Here is a 16,685-nt window from a genome sequence, read left to right as displayed (position 1 = left end):
TCCAGTACAGCGGTCCGATTGTGATTACGAAGGGTGGAACGTACTCGGGCAACTGGGAGAGCACGCAGAACAAATCCGCGGTCCTGATCCAGACCAGCGAACCGGTGATCATCGAGAACGCCAACATCCGCAGCCGCGGCAACCTGATCAGCGGCTTCAAAAACCGCCTGACGGTCCGCAACACCCGCGGCTACGCCCTGAACCCCAACGTCGCCGGCAAGGCCGCCGGACGCGCCGTCAACGCCGAGGAAGTCATGAACCTGCGCGTGGAAAACAGCTATTTCGAAGGCACCACCGGCATCTACGCACGTGCCTTCATGGGCAATACAAGTGCCGGAGAGACCATCAAGATTTTGCGCAACCGATTTAAGAATACTGATGGACGCTTGAGTGACGGTGCTGGCGGGTACACCGGTGCATACACCATTGTTCAAACAGTGCTGTTCAACAATGTCAAACGCTTACCCAATGTGGAAATTGCTTGGAATGAAATCATTAACGAACCCGGCAAAAGCCGCACGGAAGAAAACATGAATTTCTATCTCAGTAGTGGCACGCCGGCCAGTCCGTTTCTGATTCATGACAACTACATTCAGGGCGCCTATGGGGTGTCGCCGCTGACCGAAACTTTCTATGCGGGCGGGGGGATTTTGTTGGGCGACGGCAAAGTCACCGATCCATTAGATTCAGGTTATGCCCGGGTGTACGACAATCAGGTGGTGGGCACCACCAATCACGGGATCGGGATTGCAGGAGGCGTCAATAACCAAGTATATAACAACCGCGTCATCTCCAGCGGGCGCACACCTGCAGGTGAGCGCATTCCAGCGGCAAACGTCGGGTTATATGTCTGGGATCCCAACGGCGCAGGCAAGCTGGCAGTCCCGACGTTTGCCAACAACCGCATGGACAACAACGTGGTGGGCTGGACGCGGGTAGCTGCTGACGGCAAGACCAGCAACAGCCCGACGTGGTTCCCGCACTGCGGCCTGAATGCCACCACTTGCGCAGGCAACCAAAACATCGGCACCGTTACCCTCGACATGGAAAAACAGGAATACACCCGCTGGCAAAGTAAGGTCAGCAGCAAAAACGTTAAAGTCGGGCCATAAGCTTAGCTTGAACCTAGGAGGGATCAGATCCATCACGTGATAGATCTGATCCCTCCATCTGTTTGATCTTCAACAAGCAACCAAGAGTATCGATTTCAGCTCAGTACCCAACGCCTTCTGAATTGAGCGTCTGGCTGGATTTCAAAAGCCCAATGAGTTGAAGTGCTTCCACCTCCCCACGCTCGTGGATGCGGGCGAATGTGCGCACGAGGGTTCGGAGGCCCAGCGTCACCACACTCCAGGCTCGCCGACCATGTACTTTCACGGTGCACGTTTGGAGAAGACCCACCAGCACGCACCAGACGTACGCCAGGGTCAGCAGGCAGAGCAGGCGCTCCACGTTCTCGTGGAGCGTCATGTGGGTACTTTCCAGCTTGAATCCCTTGCTTTTCAAAGCCCGGAACAGACACTCAATGCGGAACCTCTTGCGATACCCGGACAGGATGCGGCTGGCAGAACCGGAGGTGCTGGCAATGACCAGCGCCTCTCCATCCTGGGTGTACGTCAGGACGACATTCATCGGTTGCCCGTAAACCTCGGCCCGGTCAACCAAAATGCCTTTCATCCCTGGCTGCAGTCCCTGCAGCCAGTCTCGTGCAGGAGAGCCGTCAATGAATGTGTCTTGTCGGAGGCGGACACAGAGGGGAATCCCCGCACGAGACAGCTTAGTGATCCAGTCTTGGCCAATGAATTCACGATCGGCATAGAGCATGGCGATCTCCCGACAGGACAGGAGGCACAACACATCACTCATCAGGGTCAGACGGATCTCGGTGCGACTGCTGCCCCCATGGGGCAGCAGCTCAAAGAGGAGTGGAACGGCGACACCACGCCACAGGACGGCCAGTACCAACGCGTTCACGTCTGACTGTCCCAGCTTCCAGTTGGTACGGTCAAGGATGAATTCTCGCTTCCGGGCCTCCGGAAGCAGCTTCAGCACAACCACTGCGACATCAGCCGGGCACAGGGGATGATGGTTGAAGAACCGCTCAATTCGGCGAATAACCGAAGATGTCTGAGCGCTTCCCGGAAAGCGCTCAGCCAGTTCTGCATGCCGGACGTCCTTGGCTTGAAGGAGTGCCAGGACGACGAGAGAAAGCAGCTCCACTTGGTTTTCGCGGTATTTCGGAAAGTGGGCACACAAGCAGCGCGTCAGATGGGTCAGCGTGGCAGGGGACGCGTTCTGTTTTGACGGATCAGACGAGAGATTTCAACCCGTCAAGAAAGTGTCTGTATGTCCAAAATGAGGTGAGGAGAGAGCGTCGCCCTAAAATTGTCTGCGCTTGTCGCTTGTACCCGAATTGCGCGTTCTCTGTCTCAATGGCGCCACACCGCTGCTCTTCGCTTGAGACCAGGCTGCCTGCGGGCCCAATCCAGAACAGACCTGCGCGGGTGGGGGTGAAACGCCGAACTCTGCTGGAGGACGCCATGATCATTCTTGGACTTGATCCCCACCCATCCCGCCGTCGCTCTCGATGCGCGTGGCGTCGTTCTGGACAGTCTGAGCGTCCAGAACGACACCGACGGCCTGAATCAGTTGTGGGCTTGGTCTGCTTGTTTTGAAGGACACTGCTGGGCGATTGAAGGTGCAGGCAACCGGTACGTGGCTCCCCTGCTGGCCCTGCTCTTCGCCAAGGATCAATCGGTGTATCACATCCATCCCAGCCTGACCAGCCAGTACCGTGCGCGTCGCGGCAAGAAAAAGAACGACTTGGTCGATGCCGAGAACGTCGCTCGGGTGCTGCTGGCCAACCCGCAACTCCCGCCCGACCAGCTCAGCGAGCAGCGTACCCGTTTGCAGGAATTGTCCCGCACGCGGGACAAGCTGGCTCAGCAGCGCAAAGCGAACCAAATGATGCTCGAAGCACTTCCAGAGACCACGGCTGTCTCGCTGAGCACCGCCCTGCAGGCGGTGCTGACTTCTCTCGAAGCAGCATTGAAAGAGCTGGAACACGCCATGGCGACCCTGGTCGCTCAGGTGGCCTCTACCCTGTTGACCTTGCAGGGGATCGGCGTGGTGCTGGCCGGCACCGTACTGGCCGAGATGGGTGACATCCAGCGGTTTGAAAACGTCCATCACTTTGCCAGTGACTGCGGCGCTGCCCCCGTGGAGCGGGGCAGCGGAAAGAACACACGCTGGTGCGTGAACGTCGGTGGCAACCGACAGCTCAACAGGGTGCTCCACCTGATGGCCTTGACCCGGCTACGCTGTGATGAACGCACCAAAACATTTGTGGCCAAGAAGGAGCAGGAGGGAAAAACGAAACGGGCGGCACTTCGAGCACTCAAGACGCACCTGGCTCGGGAGGTGTACCGAACCCTGCAGGCCAGTCACGTGGGCGGCCCCATCCCAGCCCCTTCATAGGATCTTTTTGGGTCTTCTCTTCCGCCGACTTGACATACCAGGTTCGGGTACTGAGCGATTTCAGACCGTATCCGGATTGTTCCATGCTTCAGTAGACAATGAGGTGCCCGTAAAGGCACTCTTTGGGGCCTAGAAGACCCGCCATTTTAGTACCCGCACTCCAGGGTCAGTCCGGGTTACAGCGCGGCATTCTCGTGGCTGTGAGGCGGAAAGCTTGAGAGCGAGCCATACCTACGCAGGTAAACCAGTCAGGGCCTGTATCAAATCCACCAAATCGCCTCTACCCCTGACCGCAGCTGCGAGGCGTTCTACAGCGTCGGTATCGAGAGTCTCCAGTGCAGCCACAGTTTCGGCATGAGGCGGACGACCCAGCTTGACACGCAGAAGCGAGCGAACCATGCCCAAAGACTCCTCACGGCTCAGCGGTAGGAGCACGGGTTGATCCTCACGTTTGGTTTTCGCTGTTCCAGTTTTCTTGGACGATGCTTGCGCCTGTCTGGGCAGCACATCGTACTTTTCGGGATGACGAACAGCATCAACCAAAGTGGCAGCCACAGAGCGGGGCTTGTAACCCGTGTCCAGTCGCTGCTTGACGGCCTCCACAGCGGTGCGAATCCGCTCGGGGTGATCGGCCACCAACGCTTCAGCGACCGGGCGACTGACTTTGAGAGACGTCAGCAGTTCCACCAATTCAGGATCAACCTCACCCTCGAAGGCGTAGGTGATGCGCTGGCTGTCGCCCGAACCGTCATACGACACGTTTCGGAGGTACTTTGCGGCAATCAGGTGTGCGTGTGCGCCGTCCAGGGTACGCCGGACATTGTTGGTGCGCTGTCCACTCAGTCCCGTCGCTTCCCGCCAGGCCGCGATGATCACCGGAAGTTCACGGGCCAACGAGCCGTCGTCACCGACCCGGTGAGCCTGCAACACGCGGTACAGGCTGCGGGCGGTGGGTTGCTTAAGATCACTGAGCAGTTCGGCATCCAGGATTTGGTAGAAGCCTTCGCGGATCGACTGGGCGAAATGTCGCGAAAATGTGACCCGCAGAGGTGCGCTGCCTACGATTGCGCCGCCTGCACCACTGGCACTCAGGCTCACGTCATGTACCGAAATCCGGTCGATCAGGCGATTGGTTTCCGTCATGCCCCTGAATTTTCCGCCCTGCTGCCGGGACACGCGGGTCAGCCAACTCACGCCCTCCAAACGCAGCAGACTCTCTCTCAGACGCACATAAGCGTTGCCCCGCGTACCGAGCGGCGTCAGTTGCAGCAGGCGGTAGGCGGTGCACACCACCGTGTCGTCCTCAGGGCAACCTGCCTCAAAAAACAGGGTTTGCAGCGCCAGCAGCACATCGGGATCCACACCATGCGGCCGTCCACGCGAAGCGACACCCTCGACGTAGAAGTGCCGATCCCCGATGTTGAAAGTCGTTTCCCAGCTTTGATCGTCCCCGATATCGCGGTTCAGAATGCTGAAGACGCCTGAGCGGGCGAGGGTCAGCTCGTTGATGAGATGGTCGTTGCCCTGCGTCATGATTTGATGATTATAGGTATTTTTAAAAGCTTTTAAAACATATGAATGCATCATCAAGCGGGAGGCGGTTTGGCGTGCCAGAAAGGGACTTTCCATTTTTTTGACTCAAAGTTAGCGTGCTTTACCCCCCTTTTTGACTCAAAGTTAGCGACAGTTCGACTCAAAGTTAGCGACAGTTCGACTCAAAGTTAGCGTGCCTTTTTGGGCCAAAAGACTCAAAGTTAGCGATAGTCATTTTCTGCTCTTGACTCAAAGTTAGCGTGCCTTTTTGGGCCAAAATTGCTCTTTTGACTCAAAGTTAGCGATAGTCGGAAAAACATGTTCAGCACATATTTTTTTCTGTTTTGACTCAAAGTTAGCGATAGAGCTGACTCAAAGTTAGCGATAGTGGATATCGCCTGTCCTGATACATTGGATGGTACGCTATAATGTTTTTAGCTAATTATCTTGGTCTTTTCTGTTTTTGGTAAGGCTGGATTTATGCTCTTTTTCTCATCACATGAGGGCCAACTTGAACGGAATGAGCTTCTGAAGGTCACGCCATTCAATGAAAATTGGTTCCTTCTGCCACAAACCTTTAGAAGGTGATGTGGAGCGGCATTCCACTTAAAGCACAGACCCACCCTCTAGGTCACATCAAGTGGGGAGGGTCAATCATGTCTGCAACACTGAAAAATCTGGATCAGCAAGTGATGGTCGTGACCGGAGCGTCAAGCGGTATTGGCCTCAGCACAGCACGGATGGCTGCTAAAAAAGGGGTGCGGCTGGTGCTGGCAGCCCGCAGTGAGGCAGCACTGAACCAACTGGCCGACGAAATCGTGCAGGCAGGTGGGCAGGCCGTTCCTGTTGTGGCCGATGTGAGCCGGGAAGAAGACATTCAACGCATCGTAGAGGCGGCGCGGCAAGCTTTCGGGGGCTTCGATACCTGGGTCAACAATGCAGGCGTCGGCATGTACGGCAAGCTGGAAGAGGTGTCGGTCGACGATATGCGCCGCCTCTTCGAGGTCAATTTCTGGGGAGTGGTCTACGGTTCACGGGCGGCAGTAGCCGAACTGAAGTACAGAGGCGGGGCGCTGATCAATGTGGGCAGCACCGTCTCTGAGCGGGCCATTCCATTACAGGGGACTTACAGCGCCAGCAAGCATGCCCTCAAAGGTTTTACGGATGCCCTTCGGATGGAACTGGAAGCGGACGGCGCACCCATTTCTGTGACGCTGATCAAACCCGGCCCGATAGACACGCCGTTTCCGCTGAATGCCCGCAATTATCTGGACACCGAGCCGCAGCATGTGCCGCCCGTGTACGCCCCTGAAACAGTGGCCCGCGCCATCCTGCACGCCGCAGAGCATCCAGCACGTGACGTATTTGTGGGCGGCGGCGGCAAAGGCATCGCGGCGTTTGGACAGTTGGCCCCCGGAGCCACCGACCGGGCGATGCGTGGATTTGTCATCCCCCGCACCAAAAGCCAAAAACCCCCATTGCCCCGCGCTGCCAACGCCCTGGACCGTCCGTCCGAGCGGTTGGCCGAGCGCGGGGATTACCCCGGCCACGTGCAGGAAACCAGCGTCTATACCGAAGCGGCGCAAACCGGACTGCTGCGAGGGGCCATCCTGGTCGGCACGGGCTTGGCGGGCTGGGCGCTCTGGCGGTCTTCACGCAAATAAAGCTGGTAAGCAAGAGAACATGGGCCGGAGGTATATCACCTCCCGGCCCATGTTCTGGAACTGAATGTAGTTCTGTCGCTCTACGCTCTGCTTGATTCCTGTAAGGCTTCCTTGCGGTTGGCCCTGACACTCGACCAGACCGACAGGATGATAAAGCCCACGCCGATCAGGCCTGTGATCAGTTCGGGGATGTGAATGTTGCGGTTCATACTCAGCAGCATGATGATGGCGAGCGCCAGAATGCCGTAATGCGCACCGTGCTCGAGATAACGGTACTGCGTCAACGTGCCCTGATGCACCAAGAACAGCGTCAGAGAACGCACGAACACTGCGCCGATGGCGAGGCCCGCCGAAATGATGACCACTTCTTTGGTGACGGCGAAGGCCCCGATCACGCCGTCCAGGGAGAAACTGGCGTCCAGAACTTCGAGGTACATGAAAGCCGCAAAACCTGCCGCGCCTGCTTTGGCAGCCATGTTATCGGCGTCAAACAGGTTTCCTACGGCGTTCATGGCCAGGTACAACAACAGGCCGACCAATCCGGCGGTCAGGGCCGTGAGCTGCTCGGCGGGAGCCACCGCGAATTTGGTCAGCAGCAACAGCACGACGCCTGCAATGATGGCCTGAATGGTGTCCAGCTTGCCGATGCCGGCCAGACGACGCTCGAAGCCGGCCAGCCAGTGCTCATCCTTGTCGGGGTCCATCAGGTAGTTCAGGGCCACCATCAGCAAAAAGGTGCCGCCGAACGCGCTGATGGCAACTTCGGACTGCTCCAGGTATTCGGCGTAGCGGGGAGCGTCGTTGAGGGCCAGCCGGGTGACTTCGCCAAAGCCGAGGCCCGCTGTAATGGCGACGATGGCAATAGGGAACAGAAGCCGCATGCCGACCACCGCGATCAAGATGCCCCAGATCAGAAAGCGGCGCTGCCATTTCTCGGACATGTTTTTGAGGACGGAGGCATTGACCACGGCGTTATCGAAACTCAGCGAAATTTCCATGACGCCCAGGACCACGGCAATCAACAAAAAGTTGAGTGCCACGGCAATACCGCCGGTGTTGTAACCGTACCAGCCTGCCAAAATCAGCGCGATGACGGTGACACCAAATGCAAAACCAAATTCTCTCTGAATCACTGTTGACCTCTGGGATGGGTGGCGAGAAGGGTCGTTGCCGACAAAGATGCCCCCATCTTCGTGGCGGGGTAGGCGGGCAGGCGCGGCTCAGCCGATCTTTTCGATCTCTGCCCATGACATGCGGGGGCAAGTATGCCCGGTGCAGCCACAAAACTATGCCCTAAATTGGCGGGCAGTGGGAAGAGCGGCGCACGTTTGCTCCCCATTCTTCTCCCGGCCCGCCGCAGGACTGCGGGTGACGAGGGCGCATGTCACGAAAGAACCACCCAGCCACGCGGGCCGGGTGGGAGGCAGCCCTACAGATCAGATATTCACACCGTAGTTGCGGGCCAGCGGAGCCAGTCCGCCTGCGTAGCCCTGCCCCACGGCGCGGAATTTCCATTCGTTGTTGTGGCGGTAGATTTCACCGAAGATCACGGCGGTTTCCGTCGAAAAGTCCTCGCCGAGGTCAAAGCGGGTCAGCTCCTGCCCAGTGTCCTCGTTGGCAATCCGGATAAACGCGCCGCCCACCTGCCCGAAACTCTGTCGGCGTACCTCGGCCTGATCGATGGTCACGGTGATGGCAATTTTTTGAATGTCGGCGGGAACCTGCGTCAGGTTGATCTTTACGCTCTCGTCGTCACCGTCACCCTGCCCGTCGCGGTTGTCTCCGGCATGTTTCACGCTGCCGTCAATACTGCTGAGCTGGTTGTAGAAGATGAAATCGTGATCGCCGCGCACCCGGCCCGCTGCGGTCAGCAGGAAGGCAGAGGCGTCCAGATCGAATTGCTGGCCGTCCGTAGAACGGGGATCCCAGCCCAGCCCGACGTGGATGCGTTGCAGGTTGGGAGCCTCTTTGCTCAGCGAGATGTTGCCGCCCTTTTGAAGTGAAATACCCATGACGCTCCTTGTACCAGAGAAAGTGAAGAGAGGGGCACAAACTTGACTGCCGACCAGACCGGAAGAGCCCTGTTTGAGCGTCTCCGTTGGCCTGCCAAAAGTTTAGGTCATGATCTGCCCGGACTGGCGCGTGAAGAGAGCGTCAAGTTGAGGCTCATCTTGTCCTCCACTGACCGCCGGTAGCGCAGAACTCAGGCAGGCTGGAGGATGGAAGAAGGCATACGCCCGTGCAAGTCGGGGAAGAATCGGGCCAACTGACCGCGCCATCTTTTTGAAAGATGCTCTAAGGTAGGCTCGCCTTGTCTACGTTCATGTTCACTGACCTCTGCGCCCCCCGTCCACCTTGCCGCCGCTGCCTCCCCGCCTGTATTGCCCCGATGAGGTGTGCCGCCCCGAAGTGTGCTGCACTGGAGCGCCCGTGATCTACGTGACCCGGCAGGGTGAAACGCTGCACACCACCAGCGCCAAACCCCGGCCCATTCCGGCCCAGTTCACACCGCAGCAGCGCGAATTTGTAGAGGCCGTGCGGGGTAGTGGGCGGCATCTGGTCCTGCGGGCCACTGCTGGAAGCGGCAAAACCACCACCCTGACGGAAGCCGCGTGGCACCTGAATTCCGGGGTGCAGGGGGGAGGCGGGCGTGCAGTGTATTTTGCCTACAACAAGCATTCGGTGACGGCGGTGGGGCCGCATCTGCCGCCGGGCATCCGGGCGAGTACGCTGCACGCCTATGGGCGGCGGGTGCTGTGCAGCGTGCGCGGGCCGCAGATGGAGTTGGACAACGACCGCAGCCTGCGTCTGGCCGAACAGGTGTACGCCGCTGAACCCGTGTCCCGGCGACAGGTGCGCGTGGCGGCCCGGATGTGGGACTTGGCCCGTGAGTACGTCCTGAACGACAGTGCACACGACGATGACCTGACTGCGCTGGCCGTGGACGCCGAGTGGCCCGAGCAGGGCAGCGCTGAACCGGGGCGTGTGGCCGACCTGCGGCGCGTGCTGCGGGCCTTCCGGGAGCGCAGCCTTCAGGACTGGGAAGCAGGCGGCCTGCCCGATTTCACCGACTTTTTATGGCTGCCGCTGGAACTGGGGCTGGGCCGGGGCACGCTGGGTACGGCGCTGGTCGATGAAGCGCAGGACCTGACGCCGCTGCGCCAGCGCTTCGTGACGCATCTGCTGGGGCTGGAGCTGCCCCCTGCGGGAGAAGTTGGGGCACTGGCCCCAGCGGGCCGCCTGATCGCTGTGGGTGACCCCGAACAGGCGATTTACACCTATGCCGGGGCCGACCCGCGTGGGCTGTGGCGTCTGGCCGAGCGCTTGGGCGCACAGCAGTTGCCGCTGAGCGTGTCGTTCCGCTGTCCGGCGTCGCATGTGGCGCTGGCCCGCAATGCCAGTGAATTCATCCAGCCTTCGGGCGCGGCGCAGCCCGGAACCGTGGAACATGTGGCGGCAGACTCGGCCCATTACGGACGCGGAGACGTGGTGCTGTGCCGCCTGAATGCCCCGCTGCTGCGTCTGGCCCTGCTGCTGATGACCCGCCACGTCAGCGTGAATATTCGGGGCCGTGATCTGGCGACCCGGCTGGAAACGGCAGCCCAGGAAGCCTTTGCCCTGCCCGCAGACGAGGCGGCTGTGCCGGACCGGATAGCGGCCCTGTACGAACGCCGTGCCAGGCCCCTTCAGTACCGTGCCGACGAGGGTGACCGGGCCGCCAAAAAAGCCCTCGGCGAACTGAACGACCTCTGTTCCTGCCTGCGTCTGCTGGCCCTGCGGGCGGCCTCGGCGGGTGCACAGGCCACACCCGGCACTGTTGCCGGCGTGTTGCGCGGCCTGTACCGCGAAGATGCCGACGTGCTGCTGTCCACCGTCCACCGGGCCAAAGGACTGGAGTGGGAGCGGGTGACCCTGCTGTACCCCGAACAGATGCCGATGCCCTCCGGCGACCCCGAGGAAGAACGCTGCGTCCTTTTTGTGGCCCTGACCCGCAGCAAGCGGGAACTCAGGCTGGCGTATGGAGCGGGCGCATGGGAAAGCGGTTGGCGGCTGGCTGCGCCGCAGGGCTGGGTGCCGGAAGAGGTGATGGGCGCGGCGGCTCAGCCTCAGTCAGTTCAGCCTCAGCCCGCGCCGCCGCGTGTGTTCTCCCCTCCCCTGTTTGGCGCTGCTTCGCCTGTACAGGCAAACTCAGACCTGCCTGCCGCGTCGCCGGGGCAGTTGCCTTCACCCTTCCGCCGCCCGGTACCCACTCCCCCTCCGGCTGCCCTGGCTGACCATGCTCTGCGCGTGCGTGCCCTGCATCTTCCTGCCACCGTGGAAGACCCGCGTCCCTACGCGCTGTACAACGGACAGGCCGACCTGCCCGTGTCGGTTCTGGCGGCCCGGCTGGAGGGACTGCGGCAGGATGCCCGCCCGGCCCTGTCAGAGTGGGCGGAGGCGTCGCTGGTGCTGCTGCGGGAGGTCCACAGCCGCAGTGTGTATCTGGATCTGGCGCGGCTGACACAGGTGGAGCGTGCCGCGAACCGGGCGCGGCTGGCGATTCCGCTGATGCGGCCCCTGACTGCCAAAGAGGTCGGTGCGGTGGTGTTCGAGGAGCACTTTGCCCGCCTGCGCCCGGCTCAAGTCCAGCGGCGCGGCGAGCGCAACTGGCGGGTAGACCTGGAAGGCGAGGCCTACGCCTTTGACCCCCGCACCGGAGAACTGCTGGGCACGCCCTTTGCCCCGTTTGCCGTGCATCTGCGGTTGCACCCCTGACCCTCTGAGACTGGTTCAGCTGCGTTCCGAACTCTCCTCGACCAGACCCCGGTAGGCCCCCTGCATCACTTTCAGACTGGGTGAAAGTGTCAGCGCCTGTACCAACGACCCCCGAATACTGAGCTGGCCCGCCATCATCGCCTGTACCGGGTTCAGCTCGCCCAGCCAGAAGGCGTGGGCGACGTTGCTGGCAATCTGGAAGGTCAGGTCGCTCGGCACAGACCTGGCCTCGTCGCCTGCGGTGATCAGTGCCGCCTGCCCGTCACTGCCGTCTACCCGCACCGCCACACCCAGCGGCATGAACAGGAAGGCCACTGACAGGCGCTTTTGCAACAACACGTTGGCCTGACTGTCACTGTGAACCATCCCGAAAACCTGAACGAGCCGTTGTTCAAGTTGTGCAGCGCTGATGGTCAAGGAAGTGTCGGCGTCAGAACTCATTCTCCTACGGAAGATCAATCAGATGGCGTTGTTTGTATTATCTGTGACTTTAGTTGGCATTAGGCGTCCTCTTTTATGCGTGAAGCCATACATATTCAGTTCGGCTTCCAGAGTCAGATAACGGGGCACAAAGATCTGAACAGGAGGAACAACCATGAACGAGCAACTTCAGCAGACTCTTCAGGCACTTCAGGGCGGACTCACGGGCATTGACGCCGGCACGGCGGCCAGCAATGTCACCTCATGGCACAAGACGCTGGACGGCGTGCCCGGCGCAGAAACGCTGGTCAGCCACCTCGCTCAGTTGAAGTCCTGCCTGGAAAGCGGCGACCTGCCCGGCGCGGCTGCTCTCCTTCCCGGACTCGGCAGCGAAACCGAAAAGCTGGCCTCTGCTGCCCCCGCCGCCGATCAGGACGGCCTGCACCAGTTGGCCGCCGCACTCAAAGGCTGATCTCCCAGAAGCCTGAATTCAGCAGCGTCCAACCTTTCGGGGCTGGACGCTGCTTTTGGCTGCCGTCGTTGCTGTGTTCTGGCGCTTGGCCTCATACGGACTTGCTTTGATTCCCGAACATCCGGCGCTGTCCCGGATGTTCGTCCATCGTCGCCAGCCCTCGTCGTGAACGGACTCGCTTGAGCAAGCCACTCCTCCCGTACTTTTTGCCACTCGCTCCGCTCGGAATGACTCTCACGAATCATCGCAATTTGGTATCAGCCCTGCATCAAAAAGTTCTTGACCTCGCCCAGTCCGCTGGTGTTCAGCAGCACGCGGCCCGTGGGCAGGTGCAGCAGCGCGGGAGTGGTCTGAATGCCGTGCTGCTCGACGAGGGCGCTGAATTCCTCAGCCTGCTCCTGCCGGTGGACGGTCTGAATCTGGGAGCCGAATTGCCCGCGCAGGGGTTTGTCCAGCATCAGCTTCAGGCGCTCGCACTGGGGGCAGTCGTTTTGCGTCAGCATCACGAAGGGGCGATCTGAAACCGTTTCGGTCGAGGGTCTTTCCGTCATCAGCGTTTCAGTCATTGGCAACTCCGGCCATGATCGGGAAACCGCCCGACCAGAGGGCTTCCACATCGGCTTCGGCCAGCGGCTCCACGCTGATCTTGCTGTAGCTGTTGCCCTTGGCGCTGAAAAAGTCGTGGGTGGTGCCGTTGGTGCGGATGCCGTTACGCACAATCGGATTGATTTCCTCGTCGTCGAAGGCCCGGTCCAGATTCAGGTTGTCGGCCAGCACATTGAAGTTGAAGCGGATAAAGCGCTTGACATCGGCCACCAGGCCCACGCCTGCATACAAGACCTCACTGTAGGCGACCTCGTTGCGGTACAGGGTTTGCAGCGTTCGGCTGTACCAGGCACGGGCATAGGCCTGCTCGGCCTCGTCCATCTCCTCAAATTTTTCCTGAGCCAGCATCGCCACATACACGCCATGCACCGCTTCATCCAGAATGATCAGGTTGAAAATCTCGCCTGCGGCCACCATCCGGCCCTGTCCGGCGAGGTACAGCGGATAGAAAAACCCGGAATAGAACAGCGCCGTTTCCAACATGCACGACACGACCATCTTTTTCCAGAGGCCCAGATTGGACACGTCGGGATCGTTGAACACGTCCTGCACGAAGCCGATCTTGAACTGCAGGTGGGGCTGAGTCCGCACCCACTCGAAAATGCCGCGCTCCTCGTTGCTGGTCAGGAACGTCTTGTTCATCAGGCTGTAGGACCGGGCGTGGATGTCTTCCATCATGCCCTGAAATTGCAAGACTGCCTTGCGGATGTGGCCTTCAGTCAGGTGCCTCAGCGTGGGCATACCGACTTCGCCCTGCAGGGTGTCCAGCGCATTCAGGCCCGCCGAGGCGTGCATGTAGGTCCAGCGTTCCTCGTCGCCCAGGGCCTTCCAGACCAGCGCGTCGTTGCTGAGGGGAATTTCTTCGGGGAACCACAACTGAGAGGTGTACTTCTCGTAGAAAGTGGTGGAAAAGCCGTCTTCCGGCTCGCTCCAATTGGTGGCGCTGAACGGCGTGCGGTGCGTGGTAGTGGACATCGAAATCAATATAACGCTTTGATGATCTCTTTTGTTCTTTTGTTTGATGTTAGCTAGATAACCAAGAATCAATTGGTTTAGTTAAATGGAAAGTGAGCTGACCACATCCAAGATATTTGATAAGGGAACAATTGCTTTTGCTGACCCTCTTCTAACAAAGAAAGAGGGTCACACAAGCAAGATGTTGATCTGTTTTTCTTAGATAATTACTTCAGATCGCGCAGCTGAGGCATTCGTCGATGCTGGCCTTGCGCATCCGCGTGTAATACAGCGTTTTCACGCCGCGCAGGTAGGCCGCGATGTAATAGGCCTGCAAGGTGCGCGTGCTGGCGCTGCTGGGCACGAACAGGGTGCAGGAAATGCCCTGATCGACGTGCTTCTGGGCCGCCGCCACGGTGTCCAGCACCCGGCGCTGATCCATGTCATAGGCTTCCTCGTAAAACCATTCGGTATCGGCGCTGAGGTGCGGCATGGGATAGATGGTGCGGGCCTTGTTGCTGGTGCGCGTTTCCACCTTTTCGGTGATGGGCATGATGCTGGCCGATGCGTGCGACACGTAGCTGATGCTGCCGGTGGGCGCAACCGCCATCACGAAGGAATGGGCGAGGCCGTGCTGCTGGATATCGGCCACCAATTGCTGCCAGTCGGCGCGGGTGGGCAGGGTGTGGCCCCCGAACAGGGCGGCAACTTCGGCGGTGTGCGGCACGAAGTCGCGCTCCAAGTACTGAGCGAAATGTTCGCCCGACTGGTAGCGGCTGCCCTCGAAGCCCCGGAACACGAACCCCGTATCGCGGGCGAGCTCCATGCTGGCGCGGCGGGCGTGGTAATGCACGGCGGCAAAAAATACATCCACGAATTCCAGCGCTTCGGGCGAGCCGTAGATCAGTTCGTGCTTGGCAAGGAAGGAATGCAGGCCCATTGCGCCCAGCCCAATCGAGCGCATTTCATCGTTGGCCCGCTTCACGGCGGGGACTTCGTGGATGGCAGTGCTGCGGGCCACGTTGTCCAGCATCCGCACGGCGGCTCCCACCACACGGCCCAAGTCGCGGCTCTGCATGGTCTGCTCGATCACCAGCGACGCGAGGTTGCACGACACGTCCAGTCCGATGCGGTCTTTGCTTTCCTGTCCATAGGCATGAAAATAGCTGGGCAGGGTGGGCTGCAAGATCTCGCTGCACAGGTTGCTCATTTTGATGCTGCCCACATTGGGAATCGGGTTGGCGCGGTTGGCGTTGCCTTCAAACAACAGGTATGGGTAGCCGCTCTCGCCCTGCGTCACGGCGATATCTTCCAGAATTCGCCGCGCCGACACGCGCTTTTTGCGAATGCGGGGATTGTCGGCCAGGGTCTGGTATTCGCTGCTCCAGTCAATAGACGTAAATTCGCGCCCGGTTTCCTGATACAGCGAGTGAGGATAAAACTGGAAGATGTCCTCGCCTGCCCGCACTTTTTCCATAAAAACATCGGGAATGGTGGCCCCCACCGACAGGGTTTTCAGGCGGGCGTCCTCATCCGAGGCAATCTTTTTGGCGTTCAGGGTGTCCTGAAAATCGGCGTGCATGACGCTGAGGTAGATGGCCCCCGCGCCCGGACGCTGCCCCGCCTGATCGGCGTAGCGCAGCATGTTGTCCAGCATTTTCGCCACGCCCATCACGCCTTTGGTCACGTTCTGGATGCCGCGCAGCGACTCGCCCCGCGCCCGCAGGTTGCTCACCTCCACGCCGATGCCGCCGCCGCCCTTGCTCAGTTCGGCCACAAAGCTCAGGGTTTTGGTGATGGAATCGAGGTTGTCGGTGCAGTCTTGCAGCAAAAAGCAGCTCACGAGACGTCCGGTGTTGGCCTTGCCCGAGTTCATCAGCGTGGGCGTGGCAGGCGTAAAGGTCTGGGTAATCAGGTGATGCACCAGTTCCAGCGCCTCTTCCACCGTCTCTGAGCGCGACAGGGCCGTCATGCTCAGGCGGTCCTCGTAGCGTTCCAGCCAGCGGGTCCGGTCCGGGGTCATGGTGGCGTATTCGGAGTAGAACTTGAACGCGCCCATAAAGGCCTTGAAGCGGAAGCGGTAGCCGTAGGCCCGCTCGAACACGGCCTTCACCTCGTCGGGCGTGAAGCGTGCAAACACGGCGGCGTCCCACACGCCATGCTCGGTCAGATACCGGATCTTCTCGGCCAGATCATGAAAAAACACCGTATTGGGATTGACCTTCTCCTGAAAGTAGGCCTGCAGGGCGTCGGTGTCGAAGCGGGTGTCCACGACTGTACCCGCCAAAATCTTGTTGTTCAGTTCAATCCAACGTTCCATACGCGCTCCTCATATCTTCAAACCCCGTGGGTCGGGCCAGTGTGTTCCTGCATTGCTCGGTCAGCCACGCGGCCACCGTCTGGCGGTCTGCCGCTGTGCCGCTCTTGTTGATCCGGGCCACCAACGGCACGCCGTAGCGCTCCGAGATGTGGTCCCCTGCCCGCCCGAAATTTGCCCCCCAGTGAAAACTGCCGCTCGACACGACCCCGCGCAGTCCCGCCGCATGTTCTGCCAGAAAGCGGGCGGTCGTTTCGGGCACGCCGCCGGAGCCGAAGGTGTAGGTCATCAGCAAAAAGTTGCCGCTGGGAACGGCTTTGCGTAAGTCCAGCACCTCAACTCTTGTGCCCGGCGTCCCTTCTGCCAGGGCCTGCACGCCCGCAGCGAAGCGGCGCACATTGCCCGTCATGGAGTCGTACACGATCTGGAGGGACGCCGGGGGAAGAAGGAAAGACGAATCGGCAGGCAAGGGTGGGTTCTCCAGAGG

General features: G+C 60.0%; 14 protein-coding genes. 5 read left to right on the top strand and 9 right to left on the bottom strand.

The window, feature by feature from the left end; genetic code table 11:
* A partial coding sequence (locus F561_RS29560) for a hypothetical protein (RefSeq protein ID WP_026299117.1) occupies positions 1–1,112 on the top strand: 1,112 nt, incomplete at its 5' end.
* Between the two features lie 100 nt (positions 1,113–1,212).
* On the opposite strand, the gene F561_RS0120670 is transcribed toward F561_RS29560, so the two are convergent.
* Positions 1,213–2,256: an IS4 family transposase gene (locus F561_RS0120670; RefSeq protein ID WP_245556602.1), complete on the bottom strand. Its 1,044-nt coding sequence runs from the start codon at positions 2,254–2,256 to the stop codon at positions 1,213–1,215.
* Between the two features lie 300 nt (positions 2,257–2,556).
* Between F561_RS0120670 and F561_RS0120665 the strand changes: the two genes are divergently transcribed.
* Positions 2,557–3,477 (top strand): IS110 family RNA-guided transposase, encoded by a 921-nt coding sequence (locus F561_RS0120665; RefSeq protein WP_245556601.1) that lies wholly within the window; start codon positions 2,557–2,559, stop codon positions 3,475–3,477.
* Between the two features lie 231 nt (positions 3,478–3,708).
* Here the strand turns inward: F561_RS0120665 and F561_RS0120660 are convergent, their stop codons facing one another.
* Entirely contained in the window at positions 3,709–5,010 is a 1,302-nt protein-coding gene (locus F561_RS0120660; protein ID WP_040381458.1) for a replication initiator protein A, read from the bottom strand.
* A 656-nt stretch (positions 5,011–5,666) separates the two neighbouring features.
* Between F561_RS0120660 and F561_RS0120655 the strand changes: the two genes are divergently transcribed.
* Entirely contained in the window at positions 5,667–6,674 is a 1,008-nt protein-coding gene (locus F561_RS0120655) for an SDR family oxidoreductase (protein WP_019011874.1), read from the top strand.
* Positions 6,675–6,754: 80 nt separating this feature from the next.
* Here the strand turns inward: F561_RS0120655 and F561_RS0120650 are convergent, their stop codons facing one another.
* Positions 6,755–7,807, bottom strand: a complete 1,053-nt coding sequence (locus F561_RS0120650) for a DUF475 domain-containing protein (protein WP_019011873.1) — start codon at positions 7,805–7,807, stop codon at positions 6,755–6,757.
* A gap of 303 nt (positions 7,808–8,110) precedes the next feature.
* Entirely contained in the window at positions 8,111–8,686 is a 576-nt protein-coding gene (locus F561_RS0120645; RefSeq protein ID WP_019011872.1) for a TerD family protein, read from the bottom strand.
* A 343-nt stretch (positions 8,687–9,029) separates the two neighbouring features.
* On the opposite strand from F561_RS0120645, the gene F561_RS0120640 reads away from it, so the two are divergent.
* Positions 9,030–11,429: a UvrD-helicase domain-containing protein gene (locus F561_RS0120640; RefSeq protein ID WP_083922580.1), complete on the top strand. Its 2,400-nt coding sequence runs from the start codon at positions 9,030–9,032 to the stop codon at positions 11,427–11,429.
* A gap of 15 nt (positions 11,430–11,444) precedes the next feature.
* Here the strand turns inward: F561_RS0120640 and F561_RS0120635 are convergent, their stop codons facing one another.
* The gene (locus F561_RS0120635) at positions 11,445–11,870 is read right to left on the bottom strand and encodes an SCP2 sterol-binding domain-containing protein (protein ID WP_019011870.1); all 426 of its coding nucleotides are present in this window, start codon (positions 11,868–11,870) and stop codon (positions 11,445–11,447) included.
* Positions 11,871–12,024: 154 nt separating this feature from the next.
* Here F561_RS0120635 and F561_RS0120630 point away from each other — a divergent pair, with 154 nt between their 5' ends.
* On the top strand, positions 12,025–12,321 hold the full coding sequence (locus tag F561_RS0120630) for a hypothetical protein (RefSeq protein ID WP_019011869.1): 297 nt from the start codon (positions 12,025–12,027) through the stop codon (positions 12,319–12,321).
* Between the two features lie 257 nt (positions 12,322–12,578).
* Here F561_RS0120630 and F561_RS0120625 read toward each other — a convergent pair whose 3' ends face one another.
* From F561_RS0120625 to nrdI, 4 genes are all read right to left on the bottom strand, one after another.
* Complete coding sequence (locus tag F561_RS0120625) at positions 12,579–12,887, bottom strand: thioredoxin domain-containing protein (protein WP_019011868.1); 309 nt, start codon at positions 12,885–12,887, stop codon at positions 12,579–12,581.
* A complete protein-coding gene (locus tag F561_RS0120620; protein WP_019011867.1) occupies positions 12,880–13,902 on the bottom strand; it encodes a ribonucleotide-diphosphate reductase subunit beta in 1,023 nt (340 codons plus the stop codon). The genes F561_RS0120625 and F561_RS0120620 overlap by 8 nt, the downstream gene beginning before the upstream one ends.
* A gap of 211 nt (positions 13,903–14,113) precedes the next feature.
* Positions 14,114–16,201, bottom strand: a complete 2,088-nt coding sequence (gene nrdE, locus F561_RS0120615) for a class 1b ribonucleoside-diphosphate reductase subunit alpha (protein WP_019011866.1) — start codon at positions 16,199–16,201, stop codon at positions 14,114–14,116.
* Complete coding sequence (gene nrdI / locus F561_RS26265) at positions 16,185–16,667, bottom strand: class Ib ribonucleoside-diphosphate reductase assembly flavoprotein NrdI (protein ID WP_019011865.1); 483 nt, start codon at positions 16,665–16,667, stop codon at positions 16,185–16,187. The genes nrdE and nrdI overlap by 17 nt, the downstream gene beginning before the upstream one ends.
* Positions 16,668–16,685 lie beyond the last annotated feature (18 nt).

Source organism: Deinococcus aquatilis DSM 23025 (genome assembly GCF_000378445.1).
Taxonomy (GTDB): domain Bacteria; phylum Deinococcota; class Deinococci; order Deinococcales; family Deinococcaceae; genus Deinococcus; species Deinococcus aquatilis.
Note: the sequence above shows the minus strand (reverse complement) of the source record. Positions and strands in the feature narration are given on the sequence as shown.